At 66.5% G+C, this 22510-nt stretch carries 23 protein-coding genes and 1 tRNA gene; 12 read left to right on the top strand and 12 right to left on the bottom strand.

The window, feature by feature from the left end:
* Positions 1–14: 14 nt before the first annotated feature.
* The 9 genes from fdnG to TQ98_RS23730 all read left to right on the top strand — a co-directional run bounded on the left by fdnG (position 15) and on the right by TQ98_RS23730 (position 10446).
* Positions 15–3089, top strand: coding sequence for a formate dehydrogenase-N subunit alpha (gene fdnG, locus TQ98_RS23770; protein WP_146036037.1), 3075 nt, complete (start codon positions 15–17; stop codon positions 3087–3089).
* 10 nt (positions 3090–3099) lie between these two features.
* Positions 3100–3984 carry a formate dehydrogenase subunit beta gene (gene fdxH / locus TQ98_RS23765; RefSeq protein ID WP_044873922.1) on the top strand — a complete coding sequence of 295 codons (885 nt, stop codon included), beginning with the start codon at positions 3100–3102 and terminating at the stop codon, positions 3982–3984.
* A 70-nt stretch (positions 3985–4054) separates the two neighbouring features.
* Positions 4055–4684, top strand: coding sequence for a formate dehydrogenase subunit gamma (locus TQ98_RS23760; protein ID WP_044873923.1), 630 nt, complete (start codon positions 4055–4057; stop codon positions 4682–4684).
* A gap of 107 nt (positions 4685–4791) precedes the next feature.
* Positions 4792–5721: a formate dehydrogenase accessory protein FdhE gene (gene fdhE / locus TQ98_RS23755; protein ID WP_044873924.1), complete on the top strand. Its 930-nt coding sequence runs from the start codon at positions 4792–4794 to the stop codon at positions 5719–5721.
* Between the two features lie 49 nt (positions 5722–5770).
* Positions 5771–7177 (top strand): L-seryl-tRNA(Sec) selenium transferase, encoded by a 1407-nt coding sequence (gene selA, locus TQ98_RS23750; protein WP_044873925.1) that lies wholly within the window; start codon positions 5771–5773, stop codon positions 7175–7177.
* Entirely contained in the window at positions 7174–9090 is a 1917-nt protein-coding gene (gene selB / locus TQ98_RS23745) for a selenocysteine-specific translation elongation factor (protein WP_044873926.1), read from the top strand. Before selA ends, selB begins: the two co-directional genes overlap by 4 nt.
* An 11-nt stretch (positions 9091–9101) precedes the next feature.
* Positions 9102–9197, top strand: a tRNA-Sec gene (locus tag TQ98_RS23740).
* A gap of 264 nt (positions 9198–9461) precedes the next feature.
* Entirely contained in the window at positions 9462–9752 is a 291-nt protein-coding gene (locus tag TQ98_RS23735) for a hypothetical protein (protein WP_044873927.1), read from the top strand.
* Between the two features lie 250 nt (positions 9753–10002).
* A complete protein-coding gene (locus TQ98_RS23730) occupies positions 10003–10446 on the top strand; it encodes a hypothetical protein (RefSeq protein ID WP_044873928.1) in 444 nt (147 codons plus the stop codon).
* 45 nt (positions 10447–10491) lie between these two features.
* Here the strand turns inward: TQ98_RS23730 and TQ98_RS23725 are convergent, their stop codons facing one another.
* The 8 genes from TQ98_RS23725 to TQ98_RS23690 form a co-directional block, all read right to left on the bottom strand.
* Positions 10492–10878 carry a DUF3592 domain-containing protein gene (locus TQ98_RS23725; protein ID WP_044873929.1) on the bottom strand — a complete coding sequence of 129 codons (387 nt, stop codon included), beginning with the start codon at positions 10876–10878 and terminating at the stop codon, positions 10492–10494.
* A gap of 248 nt (positions 10879–11126) precedes the next feature.
* Positions 11127–11594 (bottom strand): YbaK/EbsC family protein, encoded by a 468-nt coding sequence (locus TQ98_RS23720; RefSeq protein ID WP_044873930.1) that lies wholly within the window; start codon positions 11592–11594, stop codon positions 11127–11129.
* A gap of 191 nt (positions 11595–11785) precedes the next feature.
* Positions 11786–12283, bottom strand: a complete 498-nt coding sequence (locus TQ98_RS23715; protein ID WP_103103073.1) for a GNAT family N-acetyltransferase — start codon at positions 12281–12283, stop codon at positions 11786–11788.
* Between the two features lie 7 nt (positions 12284–12290).
* Positions 12291–12851, bottom strand: a complete 561-nt coding sequence (locus tag TQ98_RS23710; RefSeq protein WP_044873933.1) for a DUF4136 domain-containing protein — start codon at positions 12849–12851, stop codon at positions 12291–12293.
* A 209-nt stretch (positions 12852–13060) separates the two neighbouring features.
* The gene (locus TQ98_RS23705) at positions 13061–13660 is read right to left on the bottom strand and encodes a DUF4136 domain-containing protein (RefSeq protein ID WP_044873934.1); all 600 of its coding nucleotides are present in this window, start codon (positions 13658–13660) and stop codon (positions 13061–13063) included.
* Between the two features lie 11 nt (positions 13661–13671).
* Positions 13672–14421 (bottom strand): methyltransferase domain-containing protein, encoded by a 750-nt coding sequence (locus tag TQ98_RS23700; RefSeq protein ID WP_044873935.1) that lies wholly within the window; start codon positions 14419–14421, stop codon positions 13672–13674.
* Positions 14418–14720, bottom strand: coding sequence for a nucleotide pyrophosphohydrolase (locus tag TQ98_RS23695; RefSeq protein WP_044873936.1), 303 nt, complete (start codon positions 14718–14720; stop codon positions 14418–14420). Before TQ98_RS23695 ends, TQ98_RS23700 begins: the two co-directional genes overlap by 4 nt.
* Before the next feature lie 53 nt (positions 14721–14773).
* The gene (locus TQ98_RS23690) at positions 14774–15628 is read right to left on the bottom strand and encodes a MaoC/PaaZ C-terminal domain-containing protein (RefSeq protein ID WP_044873937.1); all 855 of its coding nucleotides are present in this window, start codon (positions 15626–15628) and stop codon (positions 14774–14776) included.
* A gap of 183 nt (positions 15629–15811) precedes the next feature.
* On the opposite strand from TQ98_RS23690, the gene TQ98_RS23685 reads away from it, so the two are divergent.
* Positions 15812–16810: an AraC family transcriptional regulator gene (locus TQ98_RS23685; RefSeq protein WP_044874141.1), complete on the top strand. Its 999-nt coding sequence runs from the start codon at positions 15812–15814 to the stop codon at positions 16808–16810.
* Positions 16811–17044: 234 nt separating this feature from the next.
* On the opposite strand, the gene TQ98_RS23680 is transcribed toward TQ98_RS23685, so the two are convergent.
* Entirely contained in the window at positions 17045–18400 is a 1356-nt protein-coding gene (locus TQ98_RS23680) for a 3-oxoacyl-ACP reductase (protein WP_044873938.1), read from the bottom strand.
* A 163-nt stretch (positions 18401–18563) separates the two neighbouring features.
* Between TQ98_RS23680 and TQ98_RS23675 the strand changes: the two genes are divergently transcribed.
* Entirely contained in the window at positions 18564–19841 is a 1278-nt protein-coding gene (locus TQ98_RS23675; protein ID WP_044873939.1) for an acetyl-CoA C-acetyltransferase, read from the top strand.
* Between the two features lie 176 nt (positions 19842–20017).
* Here the strand turns inward: TQ98_RS23675 and TQ98_RS28200 are convergent, their stop codons facing one another.
* The 3 genes from TQ98_RS28200 to TQ98_RS23660 form a co-directional block, all read right to left on the bottom strand.
* Entirely contained in the window at positions 20018–20347 is a 330-nt protein-coding gene (locus TQ98_RS28200) for a hypothetical protein (protein WP_052659225.1), read from the bottom strand.
* A gap of 223 nt (positions 20348–20570) precedes the next feature.
* Positions 20571–20852, bottom strand: a complete 282-nt coding sequence (locus tag TQ98_RS23665) for a DUF2218 domain-containing protein (RefSeq protein WP_044873940.1) — start codon at positions 20850–20852, stop codon at positions 20571–20573.
* Positions 20853–20862: 10 nt separating this feature from the next.
* Positions 20863–21504, bottom strand: a complete 642-nt coding sequence (locus TQ98_RS23660) for an NAD(P)-dependent oxidoreductase (RefSeq protein ID WP_044873941.1) — start codon at positions 21502–21504, stop codon at positions 20863–20865.
* A gap of 102 nt (positions 21505–21606) precedes the next feature.
* Here TQ98_RS23660 and TQ98_RS23655 point away from each other — a divergent pair, with 102 nt between their 5' ends.
* Positions 21607–22500 carry a LysR family transcriptional regulator gene (locus TQ98_RS23655; RefSeq protein ID WP_044873942.1) on the top strand — a complete coding sequence of 298 codons (894 nt, stop codon included), beginning with the start codon at positions 21607–21609 and terminating at the stop codon, positions 22498–22500.
* Positions 22501–22510: the final 10 nt, after the last annotated feature.

Genomic DNA, 22510 nt, shown 5'->3' with positions numbered 1-22510 from the left:
TGAGGGAGAACACGATGGACATGAACCGTCGGCAGTTCTTCAAGGTCTGTGCCGTTGGCCTTGGAGGTTCCAGCCTGGCGGCTCTGGGGGTAGCGCCCCCGGAAGCCTTCGCCGACCAGGTCCGGCATTTCAAGCTGGCGCGTACCAATGAGACGCGCAACACCTGCCCTTACTGCTCGGTCGGCTGCGGCCTGATCATGTACAGCCAGGGCGACGCGGCGAAGAACGTCGCGCAGAACATCATCCATATCGAAGGGGATGCGGATCACCCGGTGAACCGCGGCACCCTCTGTCCGAAAGGCGCGGGCCTGCTGGACTTCATCCACAGCCCCAACCGCCTCAAGTACCCCGAGGTGCGTGATCCCGGCTCCAACGAGTGGAAGCGCGTCGAGTGGGATGATGCCCTCGACCGCATTGCCAAGCTGATGAAGGCCGACCGCGACGCCAACTTCATCGCGAAGAACGACAAGGGACAGACAGTGAACCGCTGGCTGACCACGGGCTTCCTCGCGGCGTCGGCGTCCTCCAACGAGGCCGGCTACATCACCCACAAGGTGGTGCGTTCCCTTGGCATGCTGGGGTTCGATAACCAGGCACGTGTCTGACATGGCCCGACGGTGGCAGGTCTTGCCCCGACGTTTGGCCGTGGCGCCATGACAAACCACTGGGTCGACATCAAGAATGCCGACCTGGTGCTGATCATGGGCGGCAATGCCGCCGAAGCCCACCCCTGCGGCTTCAAGTGGGTCACCGAAGCCAAGGCGCACAACAAGGCCCGGCTGATCGTGGTCGACCCGCGCTTCACGCGCTCGGCCTCGGTGGCGGACTACTACGCGCCAATCCGCACCGGGACGGACATCGCCTTCCTGGGCGGCCTGATCAACTACCTGATCAGCCACGACAAGATCCAGCACGAGTACGTGCGCAACTACACCGACGCGTCCTTCATCGTGAATGACGGCTTCAGCTTCAACGACGGCCTGTTCAGCGGCTACGACGAAGCGAAACGCGCCTACCCCGATAAATCCACCTGGAGCTATGCCAAGGGCGAGGACGGCTACGTGCAGTCCGACCCGACCCTGCAAAACCCGCGCTGCGTGTTCCAGCTGATGAAGCAGCACTACAGCCGCTACACGGCGGATGTGGTCAGCAGCATCTGCGGGACGCCGAAGGAATTGCTCGAACAGGTCTGGGGCCTGGCCGCCGACACCTCCGCCCCGAACAAGACCATGACCATCATGTACGCCCTGGGCTGGACCCAGCACTCGGTGGGTTCGCAGATGATCCGCACCGGCGCCATGGTGCAGCTGTTGCTGGGCAACATCGGCATGCCCGGTGGCGGCATGAACGCCCTGCGTGGCCACTCCAACATCCAGGGGCTGACCGACCTGGGCCTGCTGTCCAACCTGCTGCCGGGCTACCTGACCCTGCCGGCCGACGCCGAGCAGGACTACGCCGCCTACATCGACAAGCGTGCGAGCAAGCCGATGCGGCCGGGGCAGATGTCCTACTGGCAGAACTACGGGAAGTTCCACGTCAGCCTGATGAAGGCCTGGTTCGGCAAGTCCGCCACCGCCGAGAACAACTGGTGCTACGACTGGCTGCCGAAGCTGGATAACTCCGGCTACGACGTGCTCAAAGTGTTCGACATGATGTACGAGGGCAAGGTCAATGGGTACTTCTGCCAGGGCTTCAACCCCATTGGCTCCTTCCCCAACAAGGCCAAGGTCAGCGCCAGTCTGGCCAAGCTCAAGTTCCTCGTGATCATGGACCCGCTGGCCACCGACACCTCCGAGTTCTGGCGCAATGCCGGCGAGTTCAACGACGTCGACACTGCCAGCATCCAGACCACGGTGTTCCGCCTGCCGGTGACCTGCTTCGCCGAAGAGGACGGCTCCCTGGTCAACAGCGGACGGGTGCTGCAATGGCACTGGAAGGGCGCCGAGCCGCCCGGCCAGGCGCGCACCGACATCGCCATCATGGGTGCCCTGTACCATCGCCTGCGCACCCTCTACGCCAAAGAGGGCGGTGCCTTCCCGGACCCGATCCTCGGCCTCGACTGGAACTACCTGCGCCCCGACGAACCCGGCCCGGACGAACTGGCCCGCGAGTTCAACGGCAAGGCCCTGGCCGACCTCACCGACCCGGCCACTGGCGCGGTGCTGCTCAAGGCGGGCGAGCAAGTGCCTGGCTTCGGTGTGCTGCGCGATGACGGCACGACCGCCAGCGGCTGCTGGATCTTCGCCGGCTCCTGGACCGCCGCCGGCAACCAGATGGCCCGCCGCGACAACGCCGACCCCTACGGCATGGGCCAGACCCTTGGCTGGGCCTGGGCCTGGCCGGCGAACCGACGCATCCTCTACAACCGCGCCTCGTCCGACCCCTCCGGCAAGCCCTGGGATCCGGAGAAGAAGCGCCTGGTGTGGTGGAACGGCAAGGCCTGGACCGGCACCGACGTGCCCGACTTCAAGGTCGACGTCGCACCGGAAACGGGCATGAGCCCCTTCATCATGAACCCCGAAGGCGTGGCGCGTTTCTTCGCCCTCGACAAGATGGCCGAAGGCCCCTTCCCCGAGCACTACGAACCCTTCGAAACCCCCATCGGGCGCAACCCCTTGCACCCGGAAAGCCCGAAGGTCACCAGCAACCCGGCCGCACGGGTGTTCAAGGGCGACCTGGAAGCGTTTGGCAAGGCGGCGGACTTCCCCATCGCGGCGACCACCTACCGCCTCACCGAGCACTTCCACTTCTGGACCAAGCACTGCCAACTGAACGCGATCACCCAGCCCGAGCAGTTCGTCGAGATCAGCGAAGTCCTGGCCAAGGAACTGGGCGTCGCCGCCGGCGAGCACGTCAAGGTCACCTCCAACCGCGGCTTCATCAAGGCCGTGGCCGTGGTGACCAAGCGCCTGCGACCGCTGACCGTGGACGGCAAGACCGTGCACCAGATCGGCATCCCGCTGCACTGGGGCTTCTCCGGCGTGGCACGTAACGGCTACCTGATCAACACGCTTACTCCCTTCGTCGGCGACGGCAATACGCAGACACCGGAGTTCAAGTCGTTCCTGGTCAAGGTGGAAAAGGCATAGGAGCTGAGCCATGGCATCCCAAGACATCATCGCCCGCTCCGCCACCACCACCCCGATGCCGTCCGTGCGCGAGATGGACGAAGTGGCGAAGCTCATCGACGTCTCCAAGTGCATCGGCTGCAAGGCCTGCCAGGTGGCGTGCTCGGAGTGGAACGACCTGCGTGACGAGGTCGGCCACAACCACGGCACCTACGACAACCCGGCGGACCTCTCGGCCAACACCTGGACCCTGATGCGCTTCACCGAGTACGAGCCCGAGGCGGGCAAGCTGGAATGGCTGATCCGCAAGGACGGCTGCATGCACTGCGAGGACCCGGGCTGCCTGGCGGCCTGCCCGAGCCCCGGCGCGATCGTGAAGTACGCCAACGGCATCGTCGACTTCGACCAGGACAAGTGCATCGGCTGCGGCTACTGCATCACCGGCTGCCCGTTCAACATCCCGCGCATCTCGCAGAAGGACCACAAGGCCTACAAGTGCACCCTGTGTTCCGACCGCGTCTCCGTGGGGTTGGAACCGGCCTGCGTGAAGACCTGCCCCACCGGCGCCATCACCTTCGGCTCCAAGGAAGACATGAAGGAGCACGCCGCCGAGCGCATCGTCGACCTCAAGTCCCGTGGCTTCGAGAACGCCGGCCTGTACGACCCGCCGGGCGTCGGCGGCACCCACGTCATGTACGTGTTGCACCACGCCGACAAGCCCTCGCTCTACGCCGGCCTGCCGGACGACCCGGCCATCAGCCCTATGGTCAGCCTGTGGAAGGGCGTGACCAAACCGCTCGGCCTGCTGGCGATGGGCGTGGTCGCGTTGTTCGGATTCTTCCACTACGTGCGGGTTGGGCCGAACAAGGTAGAAGAAGACGAACCACCCAAGGGCGATCCCAAATCGCAGAGTTGAGACAAACGCCCCCTCTCCCTCTGGGAGAGGGCCGGGGTGAGGGAAGTCCGCCCCAGCAATGGAGCCCGACATGAACAAAGACATCGAACGCTACACCCCCTCCGAACGCAGCAACCACTGGGCGGTGGCCATCCTCTTCTTCCTCGCCGGGCTCTCCGGCCTGGCGCTGTTCCACCCGTCCCTGTTCTGGCTGAGCAACTTCTTCGGCGGCGGCCCCTGGACGCGCATCCTCCACCCCTTCCTCGGCGTGGCGATGTTCCTCTTCTTCCTCGGGCTGGCCATGCGCTTCGCCCACCACAACCGCTGGGAGAAGTCCGACAGCCAATGGCTGAAACAGTGGAAGGACGTGGTGAACAACCGCGAGGAAAACCTGCCCGAAGTGGGCCGCTATAACGCCGGCCAGAAGATGCTCTTCTGGGTGCTGCTGCTCTGCATGCTGGTGCTGCTGGCGACCGGCGTGGTGATCTGGCGGCAATACTTCAGCCACCTCTTCGGCATCAACCTGATCCGCTTCGCTGCCCTGCTGCACGCCTTCACCGCCTGGGTGCTGATCCTCAGCATCATCGTCCACATCTACGCCGGCATCTGGGTCAAAGGCTCCGTCAGCGCCATGCTCCACGGCTGGGTCAGCAAAGGTTGGGCGCGCAAGCACCACGGCGCCTGGTACAAGCAGGTCAGCAAAGGGGAGGGCAAGCGCTAAGTACTGAAGGGCACCGACCCACCGTCACTCAAACCGTAGGATGGGTAGAGCTCCGCGAAACCCATCACCCAACCGCCCACCAGGAACCGACCAACAAGGAGTGCTGCGTGCCAGGCCGCATACTCGAACCCGGCGAAATCGAAGCCGCCGCCAACATTCCGCCCTTCCTCAAACTGCCCGGCCGCGACCTGTTCACAGTGCGCGCCGCGCGCCTGCGCCACCTCGCTAACGGCCATCCCCTGGTTGGCTACCTGCTGCTGATCGCCGACCTCTGCGACACCCAGCAACAGGTGCTCGACAACCCGCCGCCACTCCCCGGCCCAGCCCCCGAAGCGCTGTCCCGCAGCCGCGAGCACGGCATGCCGCCGATTGCCTTCGAGGCCCTGGTGCGCGCCGATGGCTGGCTGGCCGCCCTGGACGCGTTGCTGGAGCGTCTCCACGTCCCCGCCAACGCCGCCGTGGCCGAGGCTCTGCTCATGCTGAAGGCGTCCGCCCCGGCCCAGCACAAAGCCTGGGGCGTGGCGCTGCTGAGCGGCCAGTTCGACCTGCTGCCTCCTGCCATCGCCCCCTTTGTGGGGGCTGCCCTGCAGGTCGCCTTCAGCCACTGGCTGCTGGCCCTGCCCGAGAGCGCCATCGTCGAGAACGATGCCAAGGTCCTCTGCCCGGCCTGCGGCTCGCCACCGGTCAGCGGCGTGATCCGCCACCGTGGCAAACACATCGGCCTGCGCTACCTCGCCTGCTCCCTGTGCTCCTGCGAATGGCACTACGTGCGCCTGAAATGCAGCCATTGCCAGGAGGGGAAGCACCTGGCCTACCTCTCCCTGGAACGTGACGGACTGAAAAGCGAGGAGGCGCCCATCCGCGCCGAGGCCTGCCCCAACTGCCAGGGCTACCTCAAGCAGTACTACCTGGAATTCGACGCCAACGCCGAAGCGCACGCCGACGACCTGGCCAGCCTCGACCTCGACGTGCGCCTGGCGGAAGAGGGGTATCTGCGCCGCGCCCCCAACCTGCTGCTGGCGCCTGGTGGTGAATAAGCACCTAGACTCAATCAAGGACCTGAACGCCCTGCGCTAAGGAATGCCCATGTCGGCCGCCCGTCTCCCTTCAGTCGACCGCCTGCTGCGCAGTCCGGCCTGCGCCCCACTGCAACAGCGATACGGCCGCGAAGCCCTGTTGAAAACCCTGCGCAACCTGCTCGACGAACTGCGCGAGCCGGCCCGCCACGGCCAGTTGGCGGCCATCGAACTGACCGACGCCGTGCTCGCCGGCCGCGCCGGAGAACGGCTGGCGGTCTGGCACTCCAGCCAGGTCCGGCGCGTGTTCAACCTCACCGGCACCGTGCTGCACACCAATCTCGGCCGCGCCCTGCTGCCGGAAGACGCGATCGAAGCCATGACCCTGGCGGCGCGCCATCCGCTCAACCTGGAATTCGATCTCGCCAGCGGCAAGCGCGGCGACCGTGACGACCTGATTACCGGCGTGGTGCGCGAACTCACCGGCGCCGAGGCCGCCACCGTGGTCAACAACAACGCCGCCGCCGTGCTGCTGGCCCTCAACAGCCTGGGCGTCCGCAAGGAAGGCGTGATCTCTCGGGGCGAGCTGATCGAGATCGGCGGTGCCTTCCGCATCCCCGACATCATGGCCCGTGCCGGCGTGAAACTGGTGGAAGTGGGCACGACGAACCGGACCCACGCCCACGACTACGAAGCCGCCATTGGCCCGCGCTCGGCCCTGCTCATGCGCGTGCACACCAGCAACTACAGCGTGGAGGGCTTCACCGCCAGCGTGCCCACCGCCGAACTGGCGGCCATCGCCCACGCCCACGGCCTGCCCCTGCTGGAAGACCTGGGCAGCGGCAGCCTGGTGGACCTCACCCGCTGGGGCTTGCCCAAGGAACCCACCGTGCAGGAGTCCCTGCGCGCCGGCGCCGACATCGTCACCTTCAGCGGCGACAAACTCCTGGGCGGTCCGCAGGCGGGGCTGATCGTCGGCAAGCGCGAGCTCGTCGAGCGCATCAAGAAGAACCCCCTCAAACGCGCCCTGCGCGTGGACAAGCTCACCCTCGCCGCACTCGAAGCCGTGCTCGGCCTCTACCGGGACCCGGCGCAACTGGCCGAACGACTTCCCACCTTGCGCCTGCTCAGCCGGCCGCAGGCGGATATCCGCGCCCAGGCTGACCGCCTCGCTCCACGTCTGGCCGCGCAACTGGGTGCGTCCTGGCAGGTGAGCGCGGAACCGACCCTCGGCATGATCGGCAGCGGCGCCCAGCCGGTGGCGCGGCTGCCCAGCGCCGCCCTCTGCCTGCGCCCGCAGCAATCCAAGCGCTTGCGCGGACGCACCTTGCGCCAACTCGAAGAACGCCTGCGTGCGCTGCCCATCCCGGTGATCGGCCGCCTTGACGACGACGCCCTCTGGCTCGACCTGCGCCAGCTCGACGACGAGCCGGCCTTTCTCGCTCAACTGCCGCAGCTGCAGGGGGATACGGAGTGATCGTCGGCACCGCAGGGCATATCGATCACGGCAAGACCGCACTGCTCAAGGCCCTCACCGGCCTGGAAGGCGACCGCCGCCCGGCCGAGCGCGAACGCGGCATCACCATCGACCTGGGCTACCTCCACGCCGACCTGGGCGATGGCCAAGTCACCGCCTTTATCGACGTGCCCGGCCATGAACGCTTCGTCCACAACATGCTCGCCGGCGCCTGCGGCATCGACCTGCTCCTGCTGGTGGTGGCCGCCGACGACGGCGTGATGCCCCAGACCCGCGAACACCTCGCCATCGCCGATCTGCTCGGCATCCGCCGCGCCCTGGTGGCCCTGACCAAGATCAACCGCGTGGCGTCCGAGCGCATCGAACGGGCCCGCGCCGAAGTGGCCGCCTTGCTGGCGCCCGGCCCGTTGGCGAATGCGCCCATCTACCCGGTAGACAGCCTGACGGGGGAGGGCATTGATGCCCTGCACCAAGCGCTGCTGACCGAAAGTGCCGGCACGGCACGCCGCAGCGCCGACGGCCACTTTCGCCTGCCCATCGACCGCGCCTTCAGCGTGGCCGGTGCCGGCGTGGTGGTGACCGGCACCGCGTTCGCCGGGCGGGTGCGGGTAGGGGATGAACTGGTGCTCAGCCCCTCGGGCCGGGTGGTCCGCGTGCGCGGCCTGCACGCGCGCAATCAGCAGACGGACGAAGCCGTGGCGGGCCAGCGCGTCGCCCTCAACATCACCGGCGACCGCTTGGCCCTGGACGACGTTCATCGTGGCGACTGGCTGTTGGCTCCGGCGCTGCTGGCGCCCACCACCCGCCTGGATATCGACCTGCACCTGCTGACGGGCGAGGCCCATGACCTCGCCCACTGGACGCCGGTGCACGTCCACCTCGGCGCCCAGGACGTTACGGGCCGCGTGGCCTTGCTGGAAGGCAACAGCCTCGCTCCCGGCCAGCGCGGTTTCGCCCAGCTGCTGCTGAATGCTCCCACCCACGCCGTGCATGGCGATCGCCTGGTGCTGCGCGACCAGTCCGCCCAACGCACCCTTGGCGGCGGCCGAGTGCTCGACCCCTTTGCCCCGGCGCGCAATCGCCGGACAGCGGAACGCCTCAGCCAGTTGGACGCGCTACGCGGCGAAACCCTGGAAGACGCCCTGCCGGTCCTGCTCTCCGCCGCCCGCAACGGACTCGATCCGCAATGGCTGGAGCGCCAGTTCAATCGCCCCCGCGCCGGCTGGACGCTGCCTGCCGACGCTGTGGAAATCTCCACGCGCCTCGGCCTGCGCCTGTTCTCTACGGCGTGCTGGCAGGAGGGGGAACGGCAACTGCTGGACGGCCTTTCGCGCTTTCACGCCGAACTGCCCGACGAACTCGGTCCTGATCGGGATCGCCTGCGCCGCTACGCCCTGCCCGAACGGGAGCGGCCCGTCTTCATCGCCTTGCTGGAACACCTGCTCGCCAGCGGCGCCGTGCAAGCCAGCGGCCCCTGGCTGCACCTGCCCGACCACCGCGTGCAATTGAGCGACGCCGACGAGGCGCTGCGCCAACGCATCTGGCCCATGCTGGAAGCCGGCGGCTTCGACCCGCCCTGGGTGCGCGAACTCGCTACCGAGTTGAAGGTAGAGGAGGGCGCCATGCGCCTGCTGGCCAGAAAGCTCGCCCGCCTCGGGCTGCTGCACCAGGTGGTCAAGGACCTCTTCTACCCGGACGACACCATCCACCAACTGACCACGCTGGCCCGGCAACTCCAGAACGAACAGGGCACCATCAAGGCCGCTGCCTGGCGTGACCGGATTCGCATTGGCCGCAAGCGCAGCATCCAGTTGCTGGAATACTTCGACCGCATCGGCTTCACTCGCCGCATCGGCGACCAACGCAAGATCAGGGAAGACTCGGCACTCGCCCAAGTCCCACCTAACCCCTGATCCCGAAATAAGGAAGGCAAGCACGCCCGGTGGCGTGGCCGGGCTTCAAACCCGGTGGGGGACGGCAGCCGTTCCTGGGTGAGTTCGACTCTCACTGCCTTCCGCCAATTCCCCCTCCCATCCTTCGGGAACGTCATCCCGATGTCTGCATTCCGCCAGCCGCCGGGTGCTTGTAGCCATCCGCTCTGCGTGACGACAGACGGTCATTCCAAGTCGAGCTTGGGAGCTTGCGGCGTTCATGGGCGCTCCGCACTATGCGCAGCAGTTCACTCAGGAGACGTTGCGTTCTCCGAGTGCCGCACCCGCACTGCATAAAGAAAAGCGCCTCCGAGAAGGCGCACCGACGCACAAGCGACCATTTAGGAGTTGATATGGCCATCCGATTCGCACTGGGCAGCGCGCTGGTACTCATGGCAAGCATGGCGGTTGCCGCAGCCCCCACCGCCAAGTCCAAGCAGGGCGAAAGCGACAACTATTTCCTGAACTGGCAGGAGCGTAATGGGGAGATCGCCCTGGACACGGTCTGCAACAAGAACGAGAAGGGGTCTTCGCAGTTCCGGGACTGTCAGAAACATGCTCAGGTGATCTTCCGTAACTCCTGCAACCAATCGAAAGATCCGGCCAGTAAGTGGTGCGTGGCGCAGAGTAAGTACAAGCCCTAGGAACCTTTTGGCCCGTCCGCTGGCGGCTTGGGCGCTCAAGCCGACTGCGCCGACAGCATGGGTTTCGCTCCGCTCTACCCATCCTACGACTCGCTACGAACTCCTCACTCTGAAGGCTCCGGCATAGGGGCTTTTGGAGCTTTCCCCATATCTCTGACCGCTCGTAGCGAGCCAACGGGTGCGGCTGATCTCGCGCGTATAGTGGGTTGTTGACCATTGCAACGGCGCTTCTCACCGCGGGAGGCCAGCGATGAACGCACCAAAATGTCTGGCTGTGGTTTTGATGGCGGTCTTTGTTTGCGGATGCGCAGACGACGCCAGGAAAGAGATGGTCCAGATCAAGATGAACGCCACCCAGCGAAACGCCGGGAAGATTGCCCAGGCGATGCTGGTGCCACGGGGCGATAACACGAGCATTTCCCTGGTCATCGGCGGCGTCCCTTCCTACACCACCCGACCCGTCCGCCTTTACACCTACATTTATCCGGGAACCTGCGCGAATCAGGGCGCCTCGCCGGCTTATGGGCTGAACAGGACGCTGATTACCGACCGCCGCTTCCGGGGCGGGGTGTGGTGGATGTCGAAGTCCGCGCCGGTATCGCTGGCAACGCTTCGTGCGAGTGATTACTCGCTGGTGCTGCGGACGACACCTGCAGACGGCAACTACGACATCTTCTGTGGGGATATTCGCTAGGCGCGAGGCAAGGGGGCGTTCAGCTCCTGCGCTGGAGTTCCGAATTCAAAGCTTGATGACCACGCTTGTTCCCTTGCGCTTGGGTTCGGACTGCTCAGGTCGTGCCGGGTCATAGATGATCCTGATGGGGCGGCCTGGCGCGTAGTCGTTCCTGGCTGCTCGCTCGGCGCTATCCCTGAACCTGTAGGTTTCAGGCAGCGGGTAGTCCCCTGGATAGCGGATGCCGTTTACTTCGTAGGTGTAGTAGACCGTCAGGGTGTATCGCCTGCCGTCACGGTTGTATTCCTTCCTGGACTGACTTTCCTTGCTGACCTGGGCCTGCCTGATGGTGGCGGTGGTTTCGGTCCAACTCCGACTGGCCATCTGGTGTTTGGCGGCGACCGCGACGCCTACGGCCAGGGCTGCATAGCCCAAGGCTTTGAGGATATTCATGGGGCTGATTCGTCCTTGAAGCGCTGAAGTGTTCAGGGCCGGCAGCTTAAAGGGGCAGCAGGGGGCGTGGTCAAGGTGGTGGGCTTGCCCCGAGGGAGCACGTGTCAGCCTTTCCGACGCGTGCCCGGGCAGACCCATGGTCTGCAAAGCGATTGAAGTCCCCCCCACAGGTGAGAGGCAGGAACGCCGACTTTTGTAGGAGCGAATTTATTCGCGAATGAATTCGCTCCTACCAATAACGTCGTCCGCTACTCGCAAAGCCTTCCGCTTCTCGCCTCGGGCATCAGCGCCATGTACTGCTTGCCGCTCATGTGCACGAGTTCGTCGTGGCGGCCCGATTCGAAGTAGATGTCGGGCTGTTCGGTGAGGGACTGGTCGATCAGGGTTTCCAGGCCGAAGAGGTTGCCCACGGCGGGGATGGCGCCCAGGTCGCAGTCGCCGAAGCGCTTGCCGAAGTCGCGCTCATGCACCAGCCGCCAGTGGCGGTGGGTCAGCCTGTGGACTTTTTCCAGGTCGACATGCCGCGAGGCGGGGACGACGGCCATCATCCAGTGGCCCTGGAAGTCGTCGAGGATCACGGGCTTGGCCATCTGTTGCGGCGGCACGCCGGCGCGGCGGGCGGCTTCGCGGGTGGTCATGGTGGCGGCGTGGTTGAGTACGTCGTAACGGGATTTGTGCTGCGTCAGGCAGCTTTGCAATTGGGTGACCATGGTCATGAGACACCTCCTGCCAGGCGTCGGCTTGTCGCTCCCGGTAAGCCGGCGTTGCCGGCACACAAGGAGGAGCCTCCCGCTCCCCGCCCGGCACCGGTTTTGGCCGGTGCCCTGTGGAGAAGTTTAGTGGAGGGGCGCCGGACGGGGCCGGTGGGCGCCGACCGGTCCTGCCGAGGTGGCGGCGCGCGGGGGCATCAGTCGGTGAGGAGCTTGTCCATCTGCACCAGTGCCACGCGGCGACCGTCCAGCCTATGCCGCTCGACGATGGCGCGGGGCTGGTAGCCGAGGCGGGTGTAGAGCAGCAGGCCGCCGGCATTGGCGTTGAAGCAGGAGACCTTCATCAGCTTGGCTTTGTACTGCTCGCGGGCCTGGCGCTCCATGGCCGCGATCAGGTACTGGGCGACGCCCTGACCGCGCGCCCAGAACGCCACCATCATGTTGCCCAGGGCGCAGAACTCGCCGTGCTGCCACTGGTAGAAGTTGGCGAAGCCGGCGACCTTGCCGTCCAGCAGGGCAACGGTGCTGCCCCGGCGCTCGGCCATGGCGGCGGCGAGCTGGCCGACCGTGAGGGGCCAACTGGCCTTGGGGTAGGCGAAGAACAGTTCGTCCGCATCCTGGGGGAAGCGGACGACGTCGTGGAGGTCTTCGGCGTTGGCGGGGCGGTGTTGCAAGTGGGGATTGGCGACGAGCATGAAGTCCTCAGCGCGGCGGATATTGTTCGATCACCTTGGTGACCGTTTCGCGGATGGCAGCCTCGCGCTCGGCGGGGCTCGGCGGCGCACTGTTCATGATCTGTTCGGCACTGCCGCGCCAGACCAGCTTGCCGTCCTTGGTGTCGTACATGTCCACCTGGATGGTGGCGACCTTGTAGCTGTAGGTGCGGGTTTCGGTGTAGGGCGGGCCGGCCCAGTAACCGCCCCAATAGCCGTTCCAGTAGCCACCGCCGTAGTTGTAGCTGGTCTGCTGCTGGCGCTCATCGACGATCAGCCAGGACTGCACATTGAGGTCGGCCTTGCCATTGGTGGCCGGGCGCAGGCCGCGCTGGTCGAGCTGTTGGCTGACGGCGTCGCGGATGCGCTGTTCGGTGAGGTCGCTCTTGATGCGTGGATCGTCGGGGGAATACTGCAGGGCCGGCTCCTTCCAGCTCCAGCTGCGATAGGCACCGAAGTCGCGGGTGCGGTCGTAATCGCGGTTCACGTCGTAGCTCTGGCAGGCCGTCAGGAGCAGGGCGGTGGATAGGAGTAACGTGCGGCGGATCATGGTGGAATCTCCTCTGCCTGGACCTCTATCGAAGCGCAAGGCAGAGCGGTCGGCAAGGGGATTTTGGTGAGCTTGCGTGCGGCGATTTGCCCTCTCCCCCGAGGGGCTCAAACCGGCCAGAAGCGAGTCAGCCGGCCGGCTTGGAGTAACGCCCTTCTCCCTCCGGGAGAGGGGCTGGGGGTGAGGGAAGGTGGGAATACTCCGGCGCTTCAACGGGGCGGATAGTCGTCCAGCGCATCTTTCACCGCCTGCCTGAGCGCGGCCACGCCGTCGGAGCGGTCGCCGTTGGCGGAGGCTTCGCCGCTACCGGTCCACACCGCCTGGTTGTCGTGGGCGTCGTAGAACTCCAGGTGGACCACCGCCACTTGTTCTTCGTAGGTCCGCACGATGGGCACCGTGGCCCAGGCGCCGTACTGGTCGTGCCAGGGGCCGTTGCCGTAGTAGACGCCGCCGTAATCGTCGTACTGCCGCAGGCGCCGCTCGTAGCGGAGGCTGGCGCTGACCTTGAGGTCGGCCTCGCCCGGATTGCGCGCCGGGCGCAGGCCGTGCTGGTCGAGCCCCGAGTTGACCATGTCGGCCATCTGTTCGGCGGTCGCCCAGTTGTTGCCGGCGGGCAGTTGACCATCGAGCCAGGCCCAGCTGCGGTAGCGGGCGAAGTCGCGCGGGGCGGCGGGGTAGGCGCTGGCGTCGAAGGTGGTGGCCGCGCCCGGCGGGGCGGGCGGCAGCGGGCGGGACTCGGCCTTGTAGGGGTTGGGGCTCTGGCAGGCGCCGAGCAGCAGGGTCAAGGCGAGCAGGGCAAGGCGTTTCATAGACCCTCCTCTCACAGGGGGCGACAGATCCAGTGCAGGTAACGGCCAAGCCCCAGATAGCTGGGGTGGCGGCGGTAGGCCAGTTCCATTTCCAGCAGATCGACCAGTTCGGCCTTGGCCTGGAACTCCTGGGGCATGTAGTCGTGGAACACCCGCACGCCGCTCTGCCGTTCGACCTGCCAGTGACCGTCGAGTTGCGCCGCCAGGTCGCGTGGGTCAAGGGGTTGGAGCGGGGTCAGGCTCTGGCCTTCGCCGGCGAACTTGTGCTTGCGCAGCTTGCGGAAGTGGCCCTTGAGCAGGTTGCGGTAGATCAGCGCGTCCTTGTTGTAGAAGGCCAGGGACAGCAGGCCGTCCTTGGCGGTGAGCTGATGCAGCACGGGGAGCATGGCGAAGGGCTCGGACAGCCATTCCAGCACGGCATGGCAGAGCACCAGGTCGTAGGGCTCGGTGAGCTGGCCGAGCAGTTCCTGCCAGGGCGCCTGGATGAAGGTGGCGGCCTGGCCGGCATCGCTGAAGCGCTGGCGTGCGCCCTCGATCATGGGCTCTGCGGGTTCGGCCAGGGTGACCTGGTGGCCACGCTCGGCCAGCCAGAGGGCCATGTGGCCGAGACCGGCGCCGACGTCGAGCACCCGCAGCGGGCGGTCGGGCAGGACTTCCGCCAGGTCGGCCTGGAGTACGGCGAGGCGGATGGCGCCCTTGGCGCCACCATAGATCTTCTCGGCGAAGCGTGTCGCCATTTCATCGAAGTGCCGGTCGTTCATGTGAACCGCCTTTCGCTGTCGGCGAGCTTGGCGCGCACCACTTCGTTCATGTCGATGCCCAGTTCGGCGCAGAGCAGCAGGAGGTAGAGGACGATATCGCCCACCTCCTGGCCTGCGTGGGCAAGTTTTTCGGCGGGCAGCTGACGGGACTGGTCTTCGGTCAGCCACTGGAAGATTTCCACCAGCTCGGCCATTTCCACGCTGGCGGCCATGGCCAGGTTCTTCGGACTGTGGAATTGCCGCCAGTCGTTGTGATCGCGGATGGCGTGCAGGCGGGCGGTAATTTCGTCGAGGTTCATGGGGCTCTCCTTGAGCCGCCTATGGTCCCGCCGGCGCTTATCCCGCGCAAGGGTCAGGCGAGGGGCTGCCAGCTCCCGGTCATGTGCGGCGTGTCGTCCTTGCCGCGCAGGGCGAGTTGGCCCGCGGGTCCCGGCGTGCTGGCCAGCAAGGTGAGTTCAGCGGGCAACAGCACTGGTTTCTGGAAGCGCACGTCCACCTCGTAGCCGGCGGCGGGCAGGTGGATTTCCAGCGCCGCCAGGCAGCGGGCCTTGTTCCACAGGCCGTGGGCGATGGCGCGGGGGAAGCCGAACAGCCTGGCGCTGGCTGCCGACAGGTGGATGGGGTTGTAGTCGCCGGCCACGCGGGCGTAGCGCCGGCCGATGCTGGCGTCGGCGTACCACTGGTCCAGGTGCTCCAGGGACAGGCTGTCCACGGCGGCACGCGGTCCGGGCTGGCCGGGCAGGCGCAGGCCCCGGAAGAGAATGCGGCTGTCACCTTCCCAGACCAGGCCGAGCTGGTCTTCCAGGCGGGTGATCAGGCTGAAGGTGACGCCCTTTTCATGGGGCTGGAGATCATCCACCTGCACACTGACCGTAAACGGGCCGAGGCCGCCCAGGGCGCGCAGCACGCGAATGCGGTTCTCCAGGTGCACCAGGCCCAGCAGCGGGAAAGGGAAGTGCGGATCAGTGAGCAGGCGCATCTGCAGCGGGAAGGCGAGGATGTGTGGATAAGTCGCCGGCAGCAGGCCTTTTTCGACGAAGCCACACACCGTGCGATAGCGGTCCAGGTGGCCGGGGTCGACGCTCACCTGGCAGCGCACGCCCAGTTCGGGCAGAACCTTGCCGGTGGTGCCACGGCGCACGGCGGCACGGGCAAACAGGCCGGGAAGGGCGGGGGGCGCGGGCAGGTCGAGCCATTCGGTGGCCATGCGGGATCTCCTTGAGGCGAATGGGGCTCAGCATAGTCACCCGCGCGGGACGCACATTGGCCGGACGGCTCGGCCGCGCGGCAGGGCAGTCAATTGTTACGCGCGTGCTAGAGCCTTGAGTGCCGGCGACAAAGCTGCATAAGATTGCTGCGCCTCGCAGACAATAAGAATTCTCCGAAAATGATGCGTGATCTGACCGACGATGTGGCGCTGATGCGCCCGGTGATCGACGCCCTGCGTGCCAGCGGCACTGATCCGGACAAGGTTCTGGTGCGCGTAGGCCTGCCGCCAGGCGGGCTGCCCGCAGGTCGATTTCCCCATGCTGCGCAAACCCAGTTCTGGAAGGCCGCCGCCGATGAATGCGGCGAGGAGCATGTCGGCCTCTACCTGGCGAGCCATCTGCCCGCCTTCCATGGCTTGCTGCTGGAATACCTGTTCCTCTCCAGCGGCACCTTCGGCGAAGGGCTGCGCCATGCCCTGCGTTATGTGCGCCTGCTGTCCGACACCCTCAACGCCCGATTGGATGTGGAAGGCCGCCGCGCGGTGCTTTCCCTCGGCCAGCATGCCGGCAGCAACCGCCATTTCCCGGAGATGCTCGCCGGCGCGGTGATCCGTCTATTCCAGGCCCTGACCGAGGGCCAGTTCAAACCCCAGGAAGTCCAGCTGATGCATGTCGAAGGCGCCCCCGCCGAGCGCTACCAGGTGGTCTACGGCTGCCCGGCGAAGCTTGGCGCCGAGCGCTATGCGCTGATCTTCGACGCCGAGGTGCTGGAGAAGCCTTCGCGCCACGCTGCGCCGGACCTGCTGCGGATGCACGAATCCCTCGCCCGTCGCCAACTCGCGGAAGTCGAGCGCCTGGACCTGGTGCGCCAGGTGCGCGAGTTGATCGGCGAGCTGCTGGTGGACGGCGGCGCGACCCTGGAACAGGTGGCCGCCCGCCTGAACATGCCCGCCCGCCGCCTGCGCGAGCGCCTGGCCGTGGCTGGGGTGCGCTTCAACGACCTGGTCACCGACTACCGCTGCCGGCTGGCCAAGGAGCTGCTGTTGAAGACCGATGAGCGCATCGAGGTGATCGTCGAACGCACCGGTTTTTCCGAGCCGAGCACCTTCTACCGGGCGTTCAAGCGCTGGGTGGGGGAGACGCCGGTGGAATTTCGCAGGAAGGGGAAGGGCGAGGGCTGAGTCCTCGCTGCCCGGGGGCGACGGCTCTTGTATGGGTGACGGCTCCTGTACGGGCGACGGCTCTTGTAGGGGCGAATTCATTCGCCAAGCAGGCCGAAGGGCTGCCCTGTTGATTGGCGCCATTCCCACCTTCCCTCACCCCCCGCCCTCTCCCGGAGGGAGAGGGCGCTGTCCGCGCCTCGCCTGGACCGAGGCACTGTCCTGTAGGGATTCGATTCACTCCGGGTGCTGGCCTCACGCCCCCAACAAACTCTGCCCGCACACCCGCATCACCTGTCCGGTCAGGGCGCCGGAGCCGGGTTGGGCGAACCAGGCCACGGCTTCGGCCACGTCCTGGGGCAGGCCGCCCTGGCTCATGGCGTTCATGCGCCGGCCGGCTTCGCGGAGGGTGAGGGGAATGGCGGCGGTCATCTGGGTTTCGATGAAGCCTGGTGCCACGGCGTTGATGCTGATGCCGCGCTTGCCCAGGACGGGCGCCCAGTTCTGCGCCAGGCCGATCACACCGGCCTTGCTCACTGCGTAGTTGGTCTGGCCCCTGTTGCCGGCGATGCCGCTGATGGAGGCGATCAGCACCACGCGGCCATTGTCGTGAAGCTTGCCGGCATCCAGCAGGGCCTGGGTGAGTACCTGCGGCGCGCGCAGGTTGACGTTGATCACCGAGTTCCAGAAGTCGTCGCTCATCCTGGCGAGGGTTTTGTCGCGGGTGATGCCGGCGTTGTGAACCAGGATGTCCACGCCATCGGGCAAGGCTTCCACCAGTTGGCTGGCGGCATCCTCGGCGGTGATGTCCATGGCCACGCCCCGGCCGCCGAGGCGTGCGGCCAGGCCATCGAGGGCGTCCTTCGCCGGCGGCACGTCCAGCAGGATCACGTCGGCACCGTCACGGGCGAGGGTTTCGGCGATGGCGGCGCCGATGCCACGGGAGGCACCGGTCACCAGGGCGCGCTTGCCGGCCAGGGGGCGCGTCCAGTCCTGGACTTTCTCGGCGCAGGCGGCGAGGCGCAGCACCTGGCCCGAGACATAGGCGCTCTTGGGCGACAGGAGGAAGCGCAGGCTGCCTTCCAACTGGTCTTCGGCACCCTTGCCGACGTAGACCAGCTGCACATTGCCGCCCCGGTGGATTTCCTTGCCCAGGGAGCGGGTGAAACCTTCCAGGGAGCGTTGCACGCTGGCGGCTTCCAGGTCTTTCAGGGACTCCGGGGCGCGGGCCAGCACCACCACTTTCGGGCATTTCCCGAGGCCTTTGAGGGCCGGCTGGAAGAAGTTGCGCAGTTCGATCAGCTGCTCGTAGCGGGTGATGCCGCTGGCGTCGAAGATCAGCGCCTTGAGCCTCGGACCGTGCTCGACGGTCCAGCGCGGCAGGCCGAAGCGGCCTTCATCAGCGGCGAAGTTCTGGTCGGTGAGTTTGTTCAGCATGGCACTGGCGGCCTCGGCCAGCGCGCCGGAACCGCCGATCAGCAGGGCGCCGTCCACCGGCCGCGCGCGGCCCGCCATCCAGCGCTCCAGGCGCACCGGCGCCGGCAGACCGAGGGCGCCCACCAGGCGCCGGCCGGCGTTGGAGTTGGCGAAGGCGAGATAACGGTCGTTCATGGGCTGGCGCTCCTGCGGCAAATCGAAAGTGGGCCCACTCTACGCAGACCGGCGTTGCACGCAATTGACCGCGCTGACCTGCCGGCCGTCGAGGCGGCCAATCCAGCCGTCTAGTCTTGTATCCCACACTGCATCCCGCAAACCCTCATTCCAAGGAGTCACCATGGCCCAGCTCCGCCGGGTCGCCATCGTCGGCGGCAACCGCATCCCCTTCGCCCGCTCCAACACCGTCTACGCCACGGCGAGCAACCAGGACATGCTGACCAGTGCCCTCGAAGGCCTGGTGGAACGCTTCAACCTCCACGGCGTGCGCGTCGGCGAGTTCGCGGCGGGGGCGGTGCTCAAGCACTCGCGGGACTTCAACTTGGCGCGGGAATGCGTGCTGGGCTCGCGCCTGGCTCCGGAAACCCCGGCCTACGACATTCAGCAGGCCTGCGGCACCGGCCTGGAGGCGGCGATCCTGGTTGCCAACAAGATCGCCCTGGGGCAGATCGACTGCGGCATTGCCGGCGGCGTGGACACCACCTCCGACGCGCCCATCGGGGTCAATGAAGGGCTGCGCCAGATCCTGCTGGAAGCCAACCGCGCCAAAACCACGGGGGACAAGATCAAGGCCTTGCTGAAAGTGCGCCCGCGTCACCTGGCGCCGCATATCCCGCGCAACGGCGAGCCGCGCACGGGGCTGTCCATGGGCGAGCACTGCGAGCTGATGGCGCAGACCTGGGCCATCCCCCGCGATGAGCAGGACCAACTGGCCATCGCCAGCCACCAGAAGCTGGCCGCGGCTTACGCCGAGGGCTGGCACAACGATCTGATGACGCCGTTCCGCGGCCTGAACCGCGACCAGAACCTGCGCCCGGACATCAATGCCGAGAAGCTGGCCAGCCTGAAGCCGGTGTTCGAGCCGGGCCCGCGCGGCACCCTGACGGCGGCCAACTCCACACCGCTCACCGATGGCGCCTCGGTGGTGCTGCTGGCCAGTGAGGACTGGGCGAAGGCGCGAGGCCTGCCGGTTCTCGCCTATTTCCGCGATGGCGAGGCGGCGGCGGTGGATTTCGTCAACGGCGAGGAAGGTCTGCTGATGGCGCCGGTCTACGCCGTGCCGCGCCTGCTGGCGCGCAACAAGCTGACGCTGCAGGACTTCGACTACTACGAGATTCACGAAGCCTTCGCCGCCCAGGTGCTCTGCACCTTGAAGGCCTGGGAGGACGCGGACTACTGCAAATCCCGCCTCGGCCTGGACAAGCCGCTGGGCGCCCTCGACCGCAACAAGATGAACGTGAAAGGCAGCTCGCTCGCCGCCGGCCACCCGTTTGCCGCGACCGGCGGGCGCATCGTCGCCAACCTGGCCAAGCTGCTTTCGGTGGCGGGGGAGGGGTGCGGACTCATTTCAATTTGCGCGGCGGGTGGCCAAGGTGTGACCGCGATCCTGGAAAAGTAATCCAATACCCGTGGCTGCAAGTCATCGCAGTCACGTGATGTAAGCAACTCCGTGATTTAGGGCGGCCCGCAATGTCGGGGCCGCCCTTTTTTTCGCCTGCTCTGCGCTGAACATGTCCATGCTGTAGGAGCGAGCGCTGCTCGCGAGCAGCGCTCGCTCCTGCGAGAAATCTGTCGTCAGCCATTCACCAGCTTGCCGCCCCTGACGATCTTCACCCGCTGGTGGATTTCCAGGCGCACCGGGTCGCGTCCGGTGATGCTCCAGCCCTGGTCCAGCAGCTTGTCGATGTGCTTGCGTGTGGCGTGGAAGTAGCGCCGCTCCCTGGCTGCGCCCGGGCGCGGTTTGACGACGACCCACTGGCCCGCGATGTATTCGATCCAGGAGGAATCCTGCTGATCCGCCTTGGGCGGCACGCTGCTCCTGAACACGGCCTCCACGCCCGCTTCGTGAATCTTCAGCTCATTGACGCTCAGCTCGGGGTCGTACAGCGGCCTGGAGTCATTCATTGGAAAGCGCCTCCCTCTTGCACGAACGCGTTTGGACGCATGCAGCCGTCCTGGCCAGCAACCGGGTATTTCGCAGTCGCAGTTGCTTCTCAGCAATGGGCGTGCCACGGGAGGGAATGGCTCTGTTTCGGTGGTTTCAGCGTGGAGTGGGGGTGGGCCCCGCCAGGAGTGGGGCCCAGGCCTCAAGAGTGGGGCCGGTCCCCACCCAGGGCAGGGTGGGCGGTCAATGCCACTGAAGGTGCAGCTCCTCCTGCCAGGCGACGCGCACGAAGTGGCTGCCGACGATCTCCTTCAGGCGCTCCAGGCCTTCCGGTGACTGGCTTTCCACGGCCAGGGTCAGGCCGTCGCCTTCGGCGCGGAGCAGGCCCAGGCCGAGGTCGAATTCGATGCGGCCCTGCACCTCGTCATGGCTCACCGGAACCCGATGGGCAAAGTGTTTGCACAGGCGGGTGATGTAGCGCGCCGGGGTGGCGGTGACGACGTGGGCGGATGCGGTCAGGGGCATGGTGGAGGCCTCAGTAGCCGACGGTGAAACGCTGGTGGATGTGCTGGGGTTGTTCCAGCTCATCGAGGAGGGCGACGGCGAGGTCCGCCACCGAGATGCGCGCCGGCTGTTCGCCGCTCATCAGCAACTGGTCGCCGCCAACACGGAAGCGGCCGGTGCGCTTGCCGGGTTCGAGCAGGGCGGGCGGGGAGAGGAAGGTCCAGTCCAGGCTGCTTTCCTCGCGGATCAGGTTGAGGGCCTGGCGCGCGCCTTCGGCGCCGTCCTTGTACTCGGCGGGGAAGTGTGGGGTGTCGATCAGCTGCAGGTTCGGGGCCACGTAGAGGCTGCCGGCGCCGCCGACGACCAGCAGGCGCTTGAGGCCAGCCTGTCTGACGCCCGCGTAGATGGCTTTCGTGCCTTCGATGAACAGTTCGCGAATCTTCGCCTCGCCCCAGCCGGGGTTGAAGGCGTGGACCACGGCGTCATGACCGGCCACGGCATGGGCGATATCGGTGGCGTCGTAGGCGTCGCCCTTCCGCGCGGTGAGGTTGGCGTGTGGGGACAGTTTTTCCGGGTGGCGGACGATGGCGGTGACCTGGTTGCCGCGTTGCAGGGCTTCGGTGAGTACAGCGGAACCGACGAAGCCGGTAGCGCCGATCAGGGCGATTTTCATGGGGCATCTCCAAGGTGGGTTGCGAGGTGACGCATAATCGCTGCTGAATAATCATTGGAAAAAGTGCCGTAGGGTGCTTTCACAATTAAGCAGGGCTTACGAATGGAGCAGCTGAAACGCATGGCGGTGTTCGCCACGGTGGTGGAGCGGGGCAGCATGGTGGCCGCCGCCGAAGTGCTGGGCATGACGGCCTCGGCGGTCAGCCAGCAGATCCGCAAGCTGGAGCAGGAAACCCAGGTCAGCCTGCTGCACCGCACGACCCGCAAGCTGACGCTCACCGAGGCCGGCGCGGTGTTCTACAAGAGCTGCGCCCAGGTGCTGGAACTGGCCCAGCAGGCCGAGCAGCGCCTGGCGGAGCTGCGGGATGCGCCGGTGGGCGAACTGCGCATCGCGGCGCCCGTGGGCTTCTCCAACGGCATGCTCACGGAAGCCCTGGCGCCTTTGCTGGAGGCGCATCCGGGGCTGAGCTTGCAACTGTTCTTCCATGACGAGCAGATCGACCTGGTGGAGCAGCGCATCGACGTGGCCATCCGCGTCGGTCGCCAGGAAGACTCCAGTCTGGTGGCGCGCCATCTCGCCGACTGGCCGGCGGTGCTCTGCTGCTCACCGGCTTACCTCGCGCGCAGCGGGCCGATCCGCCGCCCCGAGCAATTGCTGGAGCTGGACTGGATCAGCCTCAACGGCGAACGCCAGCAGCACCAGCTGACCTTCACCGGGCCCGGCGGCGAGCAACAGCGCCTGCGCCTGGAGTGCCGGGTGGGCTGCAACAACATCCTGGCGGTGCGCAGCTTCACTCTCGCGGGCATGGGGCTGTCCTTGCAACCGAAGGCGGAAATTCGTGAGGAGCTCGCGAGCGGGCGGTTGCTGGCGCTCCTGCCGGAATGGCAGCTGGCGCCGGTGGGGCTCTACATCGTCACCCCGCGCCGCGACGCTCAGCCGGCCAAAGTGCGCTATGCCATCGAGGCCCTGCGCTACGGTCTGTCGCGTCATGGATAGCGGCGAGCGA

The organism is Pseudomonas sp. LFM046 (genome assembly GCF_000949385.2).
GTDB lineage: Bacteria > Pseudomonadota > Gammaproteobacteria > Pseudomonadales > Pseudomonadaceae > Metapseudomonas.
This window is presented reverse-complemented; position numbering and strand designations above follow the sequence as displayed.